A 13279-nucleotide genomic window follows, 5' to 3' on the forward strand; every position below is an offset into this window, starting at 1 on the left:
GTGGCTGTTCAACTACGCATTGCCGGTCAGGAGGAGAACAGCCTGAATCACATAACCGGTCAACGTTCGCAGTATTGCTGAAATAACATCAAGATTTAGACCGAACTGGGAACCTGCAAGGGGCAGCAGGATCAACAGGCCGATCAGGATCAGCATCCCGAACGGCTCGAGCCGGGCCAGCGGCATGGCGAGCGGGCGGGGCAACAGCCCGACCGCGACGCGCCCGCCATCGAGCGGCGGGATCGGCATCATGTTGAAGACCGCGAGGATGGCGTTGATGATGAGCGCATTCTTGAGGTTGTCGGCGACCCATTTCGCCGAGCTTGCGGGGACAAGGGGCAGGGCGTGGAAGGCGAGGGCCACTGCAAGCGCCAGCAGGATGTTGGTGACAGGCCCGGCCAATGCCACCCAGACCATGTCCAGTTTGGGGTTGTTCAGCTTGCGGAAGTTGACCGGTACCGGCTTGGCGTAGCCGAACAGGAACGGCGAGTGCGCGAACAGCAGCATCGCCGGCAGGATCACGGTGCCGAACGGGTCAATGTGGCGCAGCGGGTTGAAGCTGACGCGGCCGAGCTGCGAGGCCGTGTCGTCCCCGAGCCGGTCCGCGACGAAAGCGTGCGCAGCCTCGTGGAAGGTGATGGCGAGCACGAGGGGAAGCACCCATACCGACAGATCATAAAAGGAAATGTTCACGGCTCGTCCGTCCCGGTTTGCCTGCGGCCTTGCGGCCGTCCCGGCCAACCGGCGGTACAGCAACGCTTCGGCTCAACATAGGAGGGGCGGTCCCGAAATGCCACGCTGCAAAGGGGGCGCCGGCAGCACGCCGCCGTGCCATCGTGCAATTAGGCCGGAATCGTCCCCGGATATTGCACCAGGCCGTCGTCGAGCTTCAGCCAGGCGGGCTTTTCCGAGACCCAGATGTGCTCGGTCGGCGCGAAGGCATTGCGATCGTCGAAAACGGAGAGGGACACGCCCGCGAGCGTGCCGTTACGGCGCCAGGCGAACAGGCGCGTGCCGCAGCGCTTGCAGAACACGCGGTCGATCGCCTCGGACGACGCATAGCGCTCCGTCTCGCCTTCGACGCTCAGCGCGCGCTGGTCGAACTGCGCGCGGGCGAAGAAGGGCGAGCCCATCGCCTTCTGACAGAGGCGGCAATGGCAGACGCGAACGTTGAGCGGCTCGCCTTCCGCCTTGAACCGCACCGCGCCGCACAGGCATCCACCTTCCCGGATCATGCTGTCCTCAATAGGTTGCGCGTCCGCCCGAGATGTCGAACACCGCGCCGGTCGAGAACGCGCAGTCCTCGGATGCGAGCCAGGCCACCATCGCGGCGAGCTCTTCGACCAGCACGAAGCGCCCCTTCGGGATCTTCGACAGCATGAAGTCGATGTGCTGCTGCGTCATCTGGTCGAAGATCGCGGTCTTGGCCGCGGCCGGCGTCACCGCATTGACGAGGATGTCATGCGCGGCAAGCTCCTTGCCGAGAGATTTCGTCAGCGCGATCAGGCCGGCCTTGGACGCCGAATAGTGCGAGGCGTTCGGGTTGCCTTCCTTGCCGGCGATCGAGGCGATGTTCACGATCCGCCCGTATTTCTGCTTGAGCATCGCGGGCACGATGGCCTTGCAGACGATGAAGGGACCATCGAGGTTGATGCGCAGGACCTTGCGCCATTCATCGAGGTCGGTCTCCCAGACCGGCTTGTTCACGCCGGCGATGCCGGCATTGTTGACGAGGATGTCGATCTTGCCGAATGCGGTGAGCGTCGCATCGCGCGCCTGCTCGACGGCCGCGGTGTCGGTGACGTCGACTTTGAAGACGCGGACGTTGTCGCCGATCTCCTTCGCCGTCTTCTCAGCGAGCGCGGCGTCGAAATCCCAGATCGCGACCTTGGCGCCGGAGGCGGCAAGGCGCTCGGTGATGGCGCGGCCAAAGCCCTGCGCGCCACCAGTGACGATGGCGACGCGGCCGTCGAGATCGATCTTGTTCATGCCGGGTGCCCCTGGGGTCAGAGCATGTAGCCGCCGTCGACGACGAGGTCGACGCCGGTGGTGAAGGCGCTCTCGTCGCTGCCGAGATAGACCGCCATGTTGGCAATCTCCTCGGCGGTGCCGAGCCGGCCCATCTTCTGGCGGGAGATGAACATCTCCTTGCCTTGCGGTCCCTGTGCGGCGGCGCGGTCGAGCATCGAGGGAGTCTCGACGGTGCCAGGGCAGATCGAGTTGCAGCGGATGCCCTTGGTGATGAAGTCGAGCGCGACCGCGCGCGACAGCAGCGACACTGCCGCCTTCGACGAGCTGTAGACGTAGCGGTTCGCCGGCGGCCGCAGCGCTGCGCAGGAGGAGATGTTGACGATGCTGCCCCCGCCGCCCGCGATCATGTCGGGCAGGAACGCCCTGATGGTCCGGTGCATCGACTTGACGTTGAGGTCGAACGAGAAATCAAAATCCTCTTCCGAGCACTCCAGGATGGTGCCGTGGTGCACGAAGCCGGCCGCGTTGAGCAGGATGTCGATCTTGCCGATGCGCTTGGCAAAGGCGTTGACGTCGGCGGTGTTGCGCACGTCGAGCTTTGCGACCTCGGCAATGCCTTCCTTGGTCAGATCAGCGATACCGGCCTCGTTGATGTCGGTGGCGATGACGGTTGCGCCTTCACGCGCAAATGCGATGGCGCAAGCGCGTCCGATGCCTGCTGCCGCAGCCGTGACGACGGCGCGTTTGCCCTTGAGGCGGTCTGCCATGTTGTTTTCTCCTTTGAATTGGTGCCGTCATTCCGGGGCGCGGCGAAGGCGCGAGCTACGATGCGCAATTGCGCATCTGAGAATCCATAACCACGATCGGGAGTATGGATTCCGGGCCTGCGCCTTGCGGCGCATCCCGGAATGACAATCTTGGTTAGTGATTATCCCGCGCCACGCCAAACGTGCCGGCGACGTTCTGATAGCGCGTGGCGAGCTCCATGCAGGCGCCGGTCGATTGCTGGCCGACGGTGTTGCGATAGATCTCCTGCCACGGCGTCTGGTTTTCGGGATGCCTGAAGCCGCCATTGGCCTTGAGCTCGGCGTGACGCTTCTTCAGCTCCTCGTCCGAGATCAGGATGTTGGCGCTGCCCTTGTTGAGGTCGACCCGGACCTTGTCGCCAGTCTTGAGGATCGCAAGCCCGCCATTGGCGGCAGCTTCCGGCGAAGCGTTCAGGATCGAGGGCGAGCCCGAAGTGCCGGACTGGCGGCCGTCGCCGATGCAGGGCAGGGACAGGATGCCGCGTTTGATCAGCGCTGCCGGCGGCTGCATGTTCACGACCTCGGCTCCACCAGGGTAGCCGATCGGTCCGGTGCCGCGGATGAACAGCACGCAGCGCTCGTCGATGTCGAGCGAGGCATCGTCGATCCGCGCGTGATAGTCCTCCGGACCCTCGAACACGATGGCGCGGCCCTCGAATGCGTTGGGATCTTTCGGATTGCTGAGATAGCGGTCGCGGAATTCCTTGGAGATCACTGAGGTCTTCATGATCGCGGAATCGAACAGATTGCCCTTCAGCACCAGGAAGCCGGCGTCCTTCACCAGCGGCTTGTCGTAAGCCCAGATCACGTCGTTGTCGGGGACAGGCGCGTCCTTGCAGTTCTCGCCGATGCCGCGGCCGTTGACGGTGACGGCATCCTCATGGATGCGCTTGTGCTTCATCAACTCGCGCACCACCGCAGGCACGCCGCCGGCGCGGTGGAATTCCTCGCCGAGATAGAAGCCGGCCGGCTGCATGTTGACCAGCAGCGGCACGTCGTGCCCGACCTTCTGCCAGTCCTCGATGGTGAGCTCGACGCCGATGTGGCGGGCCAGCGCGTTGATGTGGATCGGCGCGTTGGTCGAGCCGCCGATCGCCGAATTGATCACGATGCAGTTCTCGAACGCCTTGCGGGTCAGGATGTCCGAGGGCTTGAGATCTTCCCAGACCATCTCGACGGCGCGCTTGCCGGTCTCGTAGGCGATCTGGCCGCGCTCGCGATAGGGCGCGGGGATCGCCGCGCAGCCCGGCAGCGAGAAGCCGAGCGCTTCGGCAAGACCGTTCATGGTCGAGGCGGTGCCCATGGTGTTGCAATGGCCGACCGAGGGCGCCGACGAAGCCACGATCTCCATGAACTCTTCATAGTCGATCTCGCCCGCGGCGAGCCGCTCGCGTGACTTCCAGACGATGGTGCCGGAGCCGGTGCGCTCGCCGGCATGCCAGCCGTTCAGCATCGGGCCGCCCGACAGCACGATCGCGGGCAGATTGACGGTCGCCGCCGCCATCATGCAGGCCGGCGTGGTCTTGTCGCAGCCGGTGGTGAGCACGACGCCGTCGAGCGGATAGCCGTAGAGGATCTCGACCAGGCCGAGATAGGCGAGGTTGCGGTCCAGCGCGGCGGTCGGGCGCTTGCCGGTCTCCTGGATCGGATGGGTCGGGAATTCCATCGCAATGCCGCCGGCCTCACGGATGCCCTCGCGGACGCGATGGGCAAGCTCGATATGGTGGCGGTTGCAGGGAGAGAGGTCGTTGCCGGTCTGGGCGATGCCGATGATCGGCTTGCCGGACTGCAGCTCCGCACGGGTGAGGCCGTAATTGAGGTAGCGCTCCATGTAGAGCGCCGTCATGCCCGGATTATGCGGGTTGTTGAACCATTCCTGCGAGCGAAGGTGGCGGCGGGAGCCGTTGCCGGCGGGCTCATGCCCATTGGTTGGCTTTTTTGTCATTGGTTTCTCCTGCAATGCAAACGCACTGGCGTCCGTCCATTTACATCAGTCTTGGGGTGTCGGCTTGTGCGATGCCCAATGACGCCAATGACGGATCGCTGGCCCGCTGGCGGGTCGTTTCCTCACAAATGCGATACTAGTCATGGCTACTTGGTAACGCTACCATTTTGTTCGCCGCGCCTGCGCCTGAAACGGTCGGCCTGCCGTCCGAATGGCGCGGCGATGAGCTTTGCCGCTCGATCACCCTGAAGCCGAGATCGAGCACCGGCTGCTCCGGGCGCCGTCCGTCGATCGCCTCGATCAGCATGGTGGCGGCCGTTTTGCCCATCTCGTAGCGGTTGGTGCGCACGCTGGTGAGGGTGGGGACGGCGGAGGCCATGAATTCGAGGTCGTTGAAGCCGACGATCGCGATCTGCTCGGGGACAGCGATCTCCCGGCGCCGGCATTCGAACAGTACGCCGAGCGCAAGGTCGTCATTGGCGCAGAACACCGCATCGAGATTGGGCTCGCGCGCCAGGAGATCGGTGAACAGGGCGCCGCCCAGCGTCACCGAGGTCGGTGTCGCCGTGGTGACGACGAGGCGCTGCTCGAACAGTGCGGCATCCTTCATCGCCGAGACATATCCGTCCAGCCGCCGCTGCACCCGCGGGTCCATGCGCGCACCGACGAAGCCGATCTTGCGGCGGCCCTGCTCGAACAGGTGCGCAACCGCTGCGCGGGCTGCATCATAGTGCGAAAAGCCGATCATCATGTCGACCGGATCGGGGCCGATCTCCATGATCTGCACGATCGGGCAATCCGCGGCCTCCAGCATGGCGCGCGATTCCGTGGTCTGGTCGATGCCGGTGACGATCAGCCCGGCCGGCTTCTGCGCGAGAAACAGTCGCAGCAGCTTTTCTTCCTGGAGAATGCTGTAGCGCGTGTTGGACAACTGGATCGAGTAACGGCTACCTTCGGACGCGTCGTAGATGCCGCGCAGCACGTCCGAGAACACGTTGTTGGTGAGGGACGGGATCAAGACACCGATGACCTCGGTGCGTTGCGAGGCCAGCGCGCGGGCCGCAAGGTTCGGCACATAGCCGAGCTCCTTGGCGGCGCTCTCGACCCGCGTCCGCTTGCCGATCGACAGGGCCTCCGGATTGCGGAAGAAGCGGGACGCCGTAATCGGGCTGACGCCGGCAAGCTCGGCGACTTCCGCCAGCCGGATCTTGCCTGACTTGGTGCGTTTTCGACCCATTTGCTGCTCTTAACACAGTCAGTCCCGCAAACAAAGGAACGTTGACAGCGCTACCAGCAACGACTAACCAAAGACAAATTGCCAAAACCGCACAAACTGCCGACAATGTTGCCCGCTAAGATCGGGCCGAGTTCGGTGAAGTCTGAAAAAACAAGACGGTCGCGGCGCTAGAGGCGCCGTGGACTTTCGAGGAGGGAGCTAGATGTCGTCTGTGCAAATCCGCGACGTGCGGAAATCGTTCGGCAATTTTGAAGTCCTGCACGGCGTGACTGTACCGATCGAGGACGGCCAGTTCGTCGTTCTGGTCGGCCCTTCCGGCTGCGGCAAGTCGACGCTTCTGCGCATGCTCGCCGGTCTCGAGAACATCACCTCCGGCACGATCTCGATCGGCGACCGCGTCGTCAACAATGTCCAGCCCAAGGAGCGGGACATTGCGATGGTATTCCAGAACTACGCGCTCTATCCGCACATGACGGTCGCCGACAACATGGGCTTCTCGCTGAAGCTGCGGAATGCGGGCGCCGACGAGATCAACAAGCGCGTCAAGCGCGCCGCCGAGATCCTCGCGCTGTCGCCGCTGCTCGATCGCTATCCGCGCCAGCTCTCCGGCGGCCAGCGCCAACGCGTCGCGATGGGCCGCGCCATCGTGCGCGATCCGCAAGTCTTCCTGTTCGACGAGCCCTTGTCCAACCTCGACGCCAAGCTGCGCGTCGCCATGCGCACCGAGATCAAGGAGCTGCATCAGCGGCTGAAGACGACGACCGTCTACGTCACCCACGACCAGATCGAAGCCATGACCATGGCCGACAAGATCGTCGTCATGCATGACGGCATCGTCGAGCAGATGGGCACGCCGCTCGAGCTCTATGACAAGCCCGATAACCAGTTCGTCGCCGGCTTCATCGGCTCGCCCGCGATGAACTTCCTGAAGGGGCATGTGCGCGTCAACGGCGTTGCGACCTTCGAGGGACCGAACGGCGTCAAGCTGCCGCTCAAGACCGCTCCCGCGGCGTCCGACGGCCGTCCCGCGGTCTATGGCGTGCGGCCCGAGCATTTCACCATTGCCGACGACGGCGCCGAAGCCGAGATCATCGTGGTCGAGCCGACCGGCTCGGAGACGCAGGTGTTCGCCAAGATCGGCGGCGAGCAGGTCGTCGCGGTCTTCCGCGAACGCCATCAGTTCAACCCGGGCGACAAGATCCGGCTGAAGCCCGATCCGTCGCTGGTGCATCTGTTCGACGAGGCGACGGGAAAGCGCCTGAACGCGTAGCGTAAGTTCAAGTTAAGACAATAAAAAAGCATCACAGGGAGGACGACATGCAAGACTTTACCCGCCGGACTCTGCTTCAAGGCGGAACGGCACTGGCTGCGACCGGCATGCTCACCGGGCCGGCACTGTTCGATTTCGCCAAGGCCTGGGCGCAGAGCGCGCCCTGGAAGGCGGAGCCCGGTGCCAAGCTGACCGTGATGCGATGGAAGCGCTTCGTGCCGGCTGAGGACGACGCGTTCAACGCAATGGTCGCGGCGTTCAAGGCTGCCACCGGCACCGAGATGAACGTGTTCAGCGAATCCTTCGAGGACGTGCAGCCGAAGGCCTCTGTTGCGGCCAATACCGGCTCCGGGCTCGATCTCGCCTGGGGCCTGCACACGTTGCCGCAGCTGTTCCCCACCAAAGTGCTGAAGATGAACGACGTCGCCGATTATCTCGGCAAGAAGTACGGCGGCTGGACCGATGCGGCCGCCAAGACCTGCAAGCAAGGCAACGACTGGCTCGGTATTCCCGTCGCGACCAACGGCGGTTACATGACGTACCGCAAGTCGGCGCTCGACAAGGCGGGGTTCAAGGAATTCCCGAAGGACTTCCCCAGCTTCCTCGAGATGTGCAAGGCGCTGAAGGCGAACAACACGCCGGCCGGCTTCGCGCTCGGGCACGCCTCGGGCGACGGCAATTCGTGGCTGCACTGGGTGCTGTGGGGCCACGGCGCCTACACGGTCGACCAGAGCGACAAGATCATCATCAATTCGCCGGAGACCGCGAAGGCGCTGGAATATTGCAAGTCGCTGTACGATGCCTTCATCCCGGGCACCGCGTCCTGGAACGATTCCTCCAACAACAAGGCGTTCCTCGCCGGCGAGCTCTATTGCACGGCGAACGGCATCTCGATCTACGTCGCCGCCAAGACCGATGCGAGCAAGAAGGAGCTCGCCGAGGACACCTATCACGCGCTCTGGCCGGTCGGACCGGTCGGCAAGCCGACCGAGCTGCAGCTTGCGCTGCCGATCCTCGCCTTCAACTTCACCAAATATCCGAACGCGGCGAAGGCTTTCGTCGCCTTCATGCTGGAGAAGGAGAACTACGAGAAGTGGCTGGACGGCGCGCAGGGCTATCTGACGCAGACCTTGAACGGCTATGAATCGGCGCCGATCTGGACGGCGGATCCCAAGAATGCCGTGTTCTCGCAGGCGTCCAAGCGCACTCTCCCGGCGGCCGGTATCGGCACCGTCGGCGAAAAGGCGGCAACCGCAATCGCCGACTTCATCGTCGTCGACATGTTCGCCAACTACTGCACCGGCACCAAGGATGCGAAGGGCGCGATGGCGGAAGCCGAGCGCCAGCTGAAGCGCATCTATCGCTGAGGGTCACGGGGCGGGCGGCCATTCGGCCGCCCGCTCGTCAACATTTCGATCAGGGATATCGGGCATGGCTGATGTCGCAATTCCCCGGGCCAAGCCTCAGATGAGAGAGGACGGCGCCTGGACCCAGCTCAAACACAATCGCAACTGGCTCGGCTTCTGGTTCATGGTGCCGGCCATGGCCTTCCTGATCTTCTTCCTGGCCTATCCGCTGGGGCTCGGCATCTGGCTGTCCTTCACCGACACCCGCATCGGCAGGGTCGGGCACTTTGTCGCTACCGAGAACTATGAGTGGCTGTGGGACGACTCCATCTTCTGGCTGTCGGTGTTCAACACGCTGCTCTACACCTTCGTCGCCAGCGCCCTCAAATTCGCGATCGGGCTTTATCTCGCGCTGCTGCTGAACGAGAACATGCCGTTCAAGGCGATGTTGCGCGCGATGGTCCTGATCCCCTTCATCGTGCCGACGGTGCTCTCGGCACTGGCGTTCTGGTGGATCTTCGACTCGCAATTCTCCATCATCTCCTGGTCGCTGAGGCATCTCGGCCTGATCGACCAAAACATCAACTTCCTCGGCGACACGACCTGGGCGCGCATTTGCGTGATCTTCGCCAATATCTGGCGCGGCGTGCCGTTCGTGGCCATCACGCTGCTGGCGGGCCTGCAGACGGTGTCGCCCTCGCTCTATGAAGCCGCAACGCTCGACGGCGCCACGCGCTGGCAGAATTTCCGCTTCATCACCTATCCGCTGCTGACGCCGATCATCGCCGTCGTGATGACCTTCTCGGTGCTGTTCACCTTCACCGACTTCCAGCTGATCTGGGCTATGACGCGCGGCGGCCCGGTCAACGCCACCCATCTGATGGCGACGCTGTCCTACCAGCGCGCGATCATCGCCGGGCAGCTGGGCGAGGGTGCCGCGATCTCGAGCGCCATGATTCCGTTCCTGCTCGCCGCAATCATGGTGTCGTGGTTCGGCCTCCAGCGCAGGAAATGGCAGCAGGGAGAGAACAATGACTGATCTGCCCACCAGGTCCGTTGATCTCAAGGCCGTGCTATCGGGATCCTCTCCGACGGTGGCGAAGGACGATCACAGCGAGGGCATGAGCTATCTGCAGTCGGTGCCGCGCCGGATGGTGACGCTGTACCTGCCGCTCGCGATCATCGTCATCGTTCTGCTGTTCCCGTTCTACTGGATGGCGCTGACCTCGGTGAAGCCGGACGAGCAATTGCTCGATCTCGACAGGTACAACCCGTTCTGGACGTGGAATCCGACCTTCAAGCATTTCCACAAGCTGCTGTTCGAGAGCTACTACCCGTACTGGCTCTGGAACACGATGTACGTGGCCGTCTGCGCGACGGTGCTTTCGATCATCGCGTCGGTGTTAGCTGCCTACGCCATCGTGCGCTTGCGCTACAAGGGCGCCAATCTCGTCGGCGGGCTGATCTTCCTCGCTTATCTGGTGCCGCCATCGATCCTGTTCATCCCGCTCGCCACCGTCGTGTTCCAGTACGGGCTATTCGACTCGCCGCTGGCGTTGATCCTGACCTATCCGACCATCCTGATCCCGTTCTCGACCTGGCTCTTGATGGGCTATTTCAAGACCATCCCGTTCGAGCTCGAGGAATGCGCGCTGATCGACGGGGCGAGCCGCTGGCAAATCCTGATCAAGATCGTTCTGCCGCTCGCAATCCCCGGGCTGATCTCGGCCTTCATCTTCTGCTTCACGCTGTGCTGGAACGAGTTCATCTACGCGTTGACCTTCCTGCAGTCGACCAGCAACAAGACGGTGCCGGTCGCGATCGTCAACGAGTTCGTGGACGGTGACATCTACCGCTGGGGTTCGCTGATGGCCGGAGCCCTGGCCGGCTCGCTGCCGCTCGTCATCCTTTACGCCTTCTTCGTGGAGCATTATGTGTCCGCGATGACCGGCGCCGTGAAGGAATAATCGCGGGGTCCGCCACGGGAGCGCGCCGGAGGCTGCGCGCTCCGGCCAATAAGAAGGAGTTAAGCTCTTGCACATTCTGGTTCTCGGCGCCGCCGGCATGGTCGGCCGCAAATTGTGCGAACGGCTGTTGCGTGACGGCCGGCTCGGCAAGAGCGACATCACCAAGCTGACCATGCATGACGTGGTCGAACCGAAGAGGCCGGAAAAGGCCGGTTTCCCGGTCGAGACCGTGTCGGGCGATTTCGCAGTCCCAGGCGCGGCCGAGAAGCTCATCGCCGGCCGCCCGGACGTGATCTTCCATCTCGCCGCGATCGTCTCCGGCGAAGCCGAGTTCGACTTCGACAAGGGTTACCGCATCAATCTCGACGGCACGCGGATGCTGCTCGATGCTGTCAGGCTGGTCGGCGGCGGCTACAAGCCCCGCGTGGTGTTCACGTCCTCGATCGCGGTGTTCGGCGCGCCGTTCCCCGATGCGATCGGCGACGAGTTCTTCCACACCCCGCTGCTCAGCTACGGCACCCAGAAGGCGATCGGCGAGCTGTTGCTGGCCGACTATTCGCGGCGTGGTTTCCTCGACGGCATCGGTATCCGTCTGCCGACCATCTGCATCCGGCCGGGCCTGCCCAACAAGGCGGCATCGGGCTTCTTCTCCAACATCCTGCGCGAGCCGCTGGCCGGCAAGGAAGCGGTGCTGCCGGTGTCCGAGGACGTTCGCCACTGGCACGCGACGCCGCGCTCCGCGGTCGGCTTCCTGCTCCATGCCGGCACCATGGATCTCGCCACCGTCGGCCCGCGCCGCAATCTGACCATGCCAGGCCTTTCGGCAACGGTCGGCGAGCAGATCGCCGCCTTGAAGCGGGTTGCCGGCGAAAAAGTCGCGGCGCGCATCAAGCACGAACCTGATCCCTTCATCGTCGGCATCGTCGGCGGCTGGCCGCGCAATTTCAATGCAAAGCGGTCGCTCGAGCTCGGCTTCACCACCGCCGAGAAGACCTTCGACGACATCATCCGCATTCACATCGAAGACGAGCTCGGCGGCAACTTCGTCGCATGATCACTGACTGAGCGAGCCCTGGTGATGGCGAGCGTTGCTTGCATCGGCGAATGCATGGTCGAGCTCAGGCAGGCGCAAGGAGGCGCGTCTGCCGGGCAAGGGCAGGGCGGCGGGCTGTATTCGCGCGGCTTCGGCGGTGACACCCTCAACACCGCGGTCTATCTGGCGCGGCTCGAGGTCAAGGTCGATTATCTCACCGCGCTCGGCGATGACGGCCTCAGCGATGAGATGATCGCGGCCTGGAATGCGGAGGGCGTCGGCACAAGGCGTGTCGTGCGGCTGGCCGGCAAGCTACCCGGCCTCTACATGATCCAGCTGGATGCGAAGGGCGAGCGCCAGTTCTTCCACTGGCGCGACAGCGCGGCGGCGCGCCAGCTGATGAACCTGCCGGAGACCGATGAGCTGCTCAACTCGCTGATGAGCTACGACATCGTCTATCTCTCCGCGATCACGCTCTCGATCTACGATGCGCCCGGGCGCGAGCGGCTGTTCGCGGCGATCAAGCGCGCGCGCCTGCTCGGCACCCGCTTTGTGTTCGACACCAATTTTCGCGCGCGGGGTTGGCCGGACCGCGACGTCGCGCGCGAGGTGTTTGCGGCTGCTTTCGCCGCCGCCGATATCGTGCTGACCTCGACCGAGGACCTGCTCGCGCTCTATCCTGGCGAGAGCAACGATCAGCTGATGGCACGCATCCCGACGCCCGAGCTGGTGTTCCGGCTCGCCGAGCCCGTCAGCCTGCTGCGTTTCCCCGGGGCTACCCATGAGGTCCGGGCCGAACCGATGACCAAGCCCGTCGTCGACACCACGGCGGCCGGAGACAGCTTTGCCGCGGCCTATATCGCGGCCCGGCTCGCCGGTTCCGATCCGGTCGAGGCCGCCCAGGCCGGGCATCGCCTCGCCAGCCTCGTGATCTGCTATTCCGGCGCCATTATTCCGGGCTATGCCATGCCGCCGAAGAAACGGCACCGGCCGGCGACCTCCCGCCAGGCGACCAAGTAAAGATCGAGACCCTATGACCACGACTGCCCAACAGAACCACCTCGCCGCGCTGTTCAAGGCGGCGACCGTCATTCCCGTCCTCACCATCGAGCGGATCCAGGATGCCGTGCCGCTGGCGCGCGCGCTGGTTGCCGGCGGCGTCCGCACGCTGGAGGTGACCATGCGCACCCCGGTTGCGATCGAGGCGGCGAGGGCGATGATGGCCGAAGTCCCGGAGGCGGTCGTCGGCATCGGCACGATCCTGAATCCGGCCGACTTCACCCGTGTCGAGAAGCTCGGCGTCGCCTTCGGCATCAGCCCGGGCCTGACCCCCGATCTCCTCAAGGCCGCCGCCCACAGCTCCCTGCCGTTCGCGCCGGGCATCGCCACGGCGTCCGAGCTGATGCTGGCGCTGTCGCACGGCCTCGACGTCGCAAAATTCTTCCCGGCGGAGCAGGCCGGCGGCATCAAGGGCCTGCGTTCGCTCGGCGGCCCGTTCCCGAACGTGCGGTTCTGCCCGACCGGTGGCATCGGTGAGGCCAATGCGGCGAGCTGGCTCGCCGAGCCCAACGTGGTCGCGGTCGGCGGTTCCTGGCTGTGCCCGACGGCCGAGATCAAGGCCGGGAACTGGGCCGGCATAACTGCCATCTGCCAGCGCACCCTCAAGGCCCTGAAACCCGCGTGAAGTCTTGCCATCCCTGCGCT

The 13279-nt window shown here is 64.2% G+C and carries 13 protein-coding genes; 7 read left to right on the forward strand and 6 right to left on the reverse strand.

Going from position 1 to position 13279, the window contains the following annotated elements; all coding sequences use genetic code 11:
• Positions 1-12 precede the first annotated feature (12 nt).
• The 6 genes from XI03_RS22995 to XI03_RS23020 form a co-directional block, all read right to left on the reverse strand.
• Positions 13-693: a site-2 protease family protein gene (locus XI03_RS22995; RefSeq protein WP_028145168.1), complete on the reverse strand. Its 681-nt coding sequence runs from the start codon at positions 691-693 to the stop codon at positions 13-15.
• 149 nt (positions 694-842) lie between these two features.
• Positions 843-1235: a GFA family protein gene (locus XI03_RS23000; RefSeq protein WP_028145167.1), complete on the reverse strand. Its 393-nt coding sequence runs from the start codon at positions 1233-1235 to the stop codon at positions 843-845.
• 7 nt (positions 1236-1242) lie between these two features.
• Complete coding sequence (locus XI03_RS23005; protein ID WP_271593423.1) at positions 1243-1989, reverse strand: SDR family NAD(P)-dependent oxidoreductase; 747 nt, start codon at positions 1987-1989, stop codon at positions 1243-1245.
• Between the two features lie 17 nt (positions 1990-2006).
• Complete coding sequence (locus XI03_RS23010) at positions 2007-2738, reverse strand: SDR family oxidoreductase (protein ID WP_271593424.1); 732 nt, start codon at positions 2736-2738, stop codon at positions 2007-2009.
• Between the two features lie 154 nt (positions 2739-2892).
• Positions 2893-4722: an IlvD/Edd family dehydratase gene (locus tag XI03_RS23015; protein WP_271593425.1), complete on the reverse strand. Its 1830-nt coding sequence runs from the start codon at positions 4720-4722 to the stop codon at positions 2893-2895.
• A gap of 136 nt (positions 4723-4858) precedes the next feature.
• Positions 4859-5959 carry a LacI family DNA-binding transcriptional regulator gene (locus tag XI03_RS23020; protein WP_212476992.1) on the reverse strand — a complete coding sequence of 367 codons (1101 nt, stop codon included), beginning with the start codon at positions 5957-5959 and terminating at the stop codon, positions 4859-4861.
• Positions 5960-6161: 202 nt separating this feature from the next.
• Here XI03_RS23020 and XI03_RS23025 point away from each other — a divergent pair, with 202 nt between their 5' ends.
• The 7 genes from XI03_RS23025 (at position 6162) to eda (ending at position 13259) form a co-directional block, all read left to right on the forward strand.
• Positions 6162-7229: an ABC transporter ATP-binding protein gene (locus XI03_RS23025; protein ID WP_028145162.1), complete on the forward strand. Its 1068-nt coding sequence runs from the start codon at positions 6162-6164 to the stop codon at positions 7227-7229.
• A 47-nt stretch (positions 7230-7276) separates the two neighbouring features.
• On the forward strand, positions 7277-8596 hold the full coding sequence (locus XI03_RS23030) for an ABC transporter substrate-binding protein (RefSeq protein ID WP_028145161.1): 1320 nt from the start codon (positions 7277-7279) through the stop codon (positions 8594-8596).
• 100 nt (positions 8597-8696) lie between these two features.
• Entirely contained in the window at positions 8697-9614 is a 918-nt protein-coding gene (locus XI03_RS23035) for a carbohydrate ABC transporter permease (RefSeq protein ID WP_080670311.1), read from the forward strand.
• Positions 9607-10542, forward strand: a complete 936-nt coding sequence (locus XI03_RS23040; RefSeq protein WP_028145159.1) for a carbohydrate ABC transporter permease — start codon at positions 9607-9609, stop codon at positions 10540-10542. The genes XI03_RS23035 and XI03_RS23040 overlap by 8 nt, the downstream gene beginning before the upstream one ends.
• 67 nt (positions 10543-10609) lie before the next feature.
• Positions 10610-11596, forward strand: a complete 987-nt coding sequence (denD, locus tag XI03_RS23045; RefSeq protein ID WP_271593426.1) for a D-erythronate dehydrogenase — start codon at positions 10610-10612, stop codon at positions 11594-11596.
• Between the two features lie 24 nt (positions 11597-11620).
• Positions 11621-12595, forward strand: a complete 975-nt coding sequence (locus XI03_RS23050) for a sugar kinase (RefSeq protein ID WP_271593427.1) — start codon at positions 11621-11623, stop codon at positions 12593-12595.
• A gap of 13 nt (positions 12596-12608) precedes the next feature.
• Positions 12609-13259, forward strand: a complete 651-nt coding sequence (gene eda, locus XI03_RS23055) for a bifunctional 4-hydroxy-2-oxoglutarate aldolase/2-dehydro-3-deoxy-phosphogluconate aldolase (RefSeq protein WP_028145156.1) — start codon at positions 12609-12611, stop codon at positions 13257-13259.
• The last annotated feature ends 20 nt before the right edge of the window (positions 13260-13279 follow it).

Source organism: Bradyrhizobium sp. CCBAU 65884, from assembly GCF_028128835.1.
GTDB lineage: Bacteria > Pseudomonadota > Alphaproteobacteria > Rhizobiales > Xanthobacteraceae > Bradyrhizobium > Bradyrhizobium ottawaense.

Excerpts from the sequence above, each read along its gene's own strand:
- XI03_RS23000 (WP_028145167.1), bottom strand. The coding sequence starts at position 1,235 with ATGATCCGGGAAGGTGGATGCCTGTGCGGCGCGGTGCGGTTCAAGGCG.
- XI03_RS23005 (WP_271593423.1), bottom strand. The coding sequence starts at position 1,989 with ATGAACAAGATCGATCTCGACGGCCGCGTCGCCATCGTCACTGGTGGC.
- XI03_RS23010 (WP_271593424.1), bottom strand. The coding sequence starts at position 2,738 with ATGGCAGACCGCCTCAAGGGCAAACGCGCCGTCGTCACGGCTGCGGCA.
- XI03_RS23015 (WP_271593425.1), bottom strand. The coding sequence starts at position 4,722 with ATGACAAAAAAGCCAACCAATGGGCATGAGCCCGCCGGCAACGGCTCC.
- XI03_RS23020 (WP_212476992.1), bottom strand. The coding sequence starts at position 5,959 with ATGGGTCGAAAACGCACCAAGTCAGGCAAGATCCGGCTGGCGGAAGTC.
- XI03_RS23025 (WP_028145162.1), top strand. The coding sequence starts at position 6,162 with ATGTCGTCTGTGCAAATCCGCGACGTGCGGAAATCGTTCGGCAATTTT.
- XI03_RS23030 (WP_028145161.1), top strand. The coding sequence starts at position 7,277 with ATGCAAGACTTTACCCGCCGGACTCTGCTTCAAGGCGGAACGGCACTG.
- XI03_RS23035 (WP_080670311.1), top strand. The coding sequence starts at position 8,697 with ATGAGAGAGGACGGCGCCTGGACCCAGCTCAAACACAATCGCAACTGG.
- XI03_RS23040 (WP_028145159.1), top strand. The coding sequence starts at position 9,607 with ATGACTGATCTGCCCACCAGGTCCGTTGATCTCAAGGCCGTGCTATCG.
- XI03_RS23050 (WP_271593427.1), top strand. The coding sequence starts at position 11,621 with ATGGCGAGCGTTGCTTGCATCGGCGAATGCATGGTCGAGCTCAGGCAG.
- eda (WP_028145156.1), top strand. The coding sequence starts at position 12,609 with ATGACCACGACTGCCCAACAGAACCACCTCGCCGCGCTGTTCAAGGCG.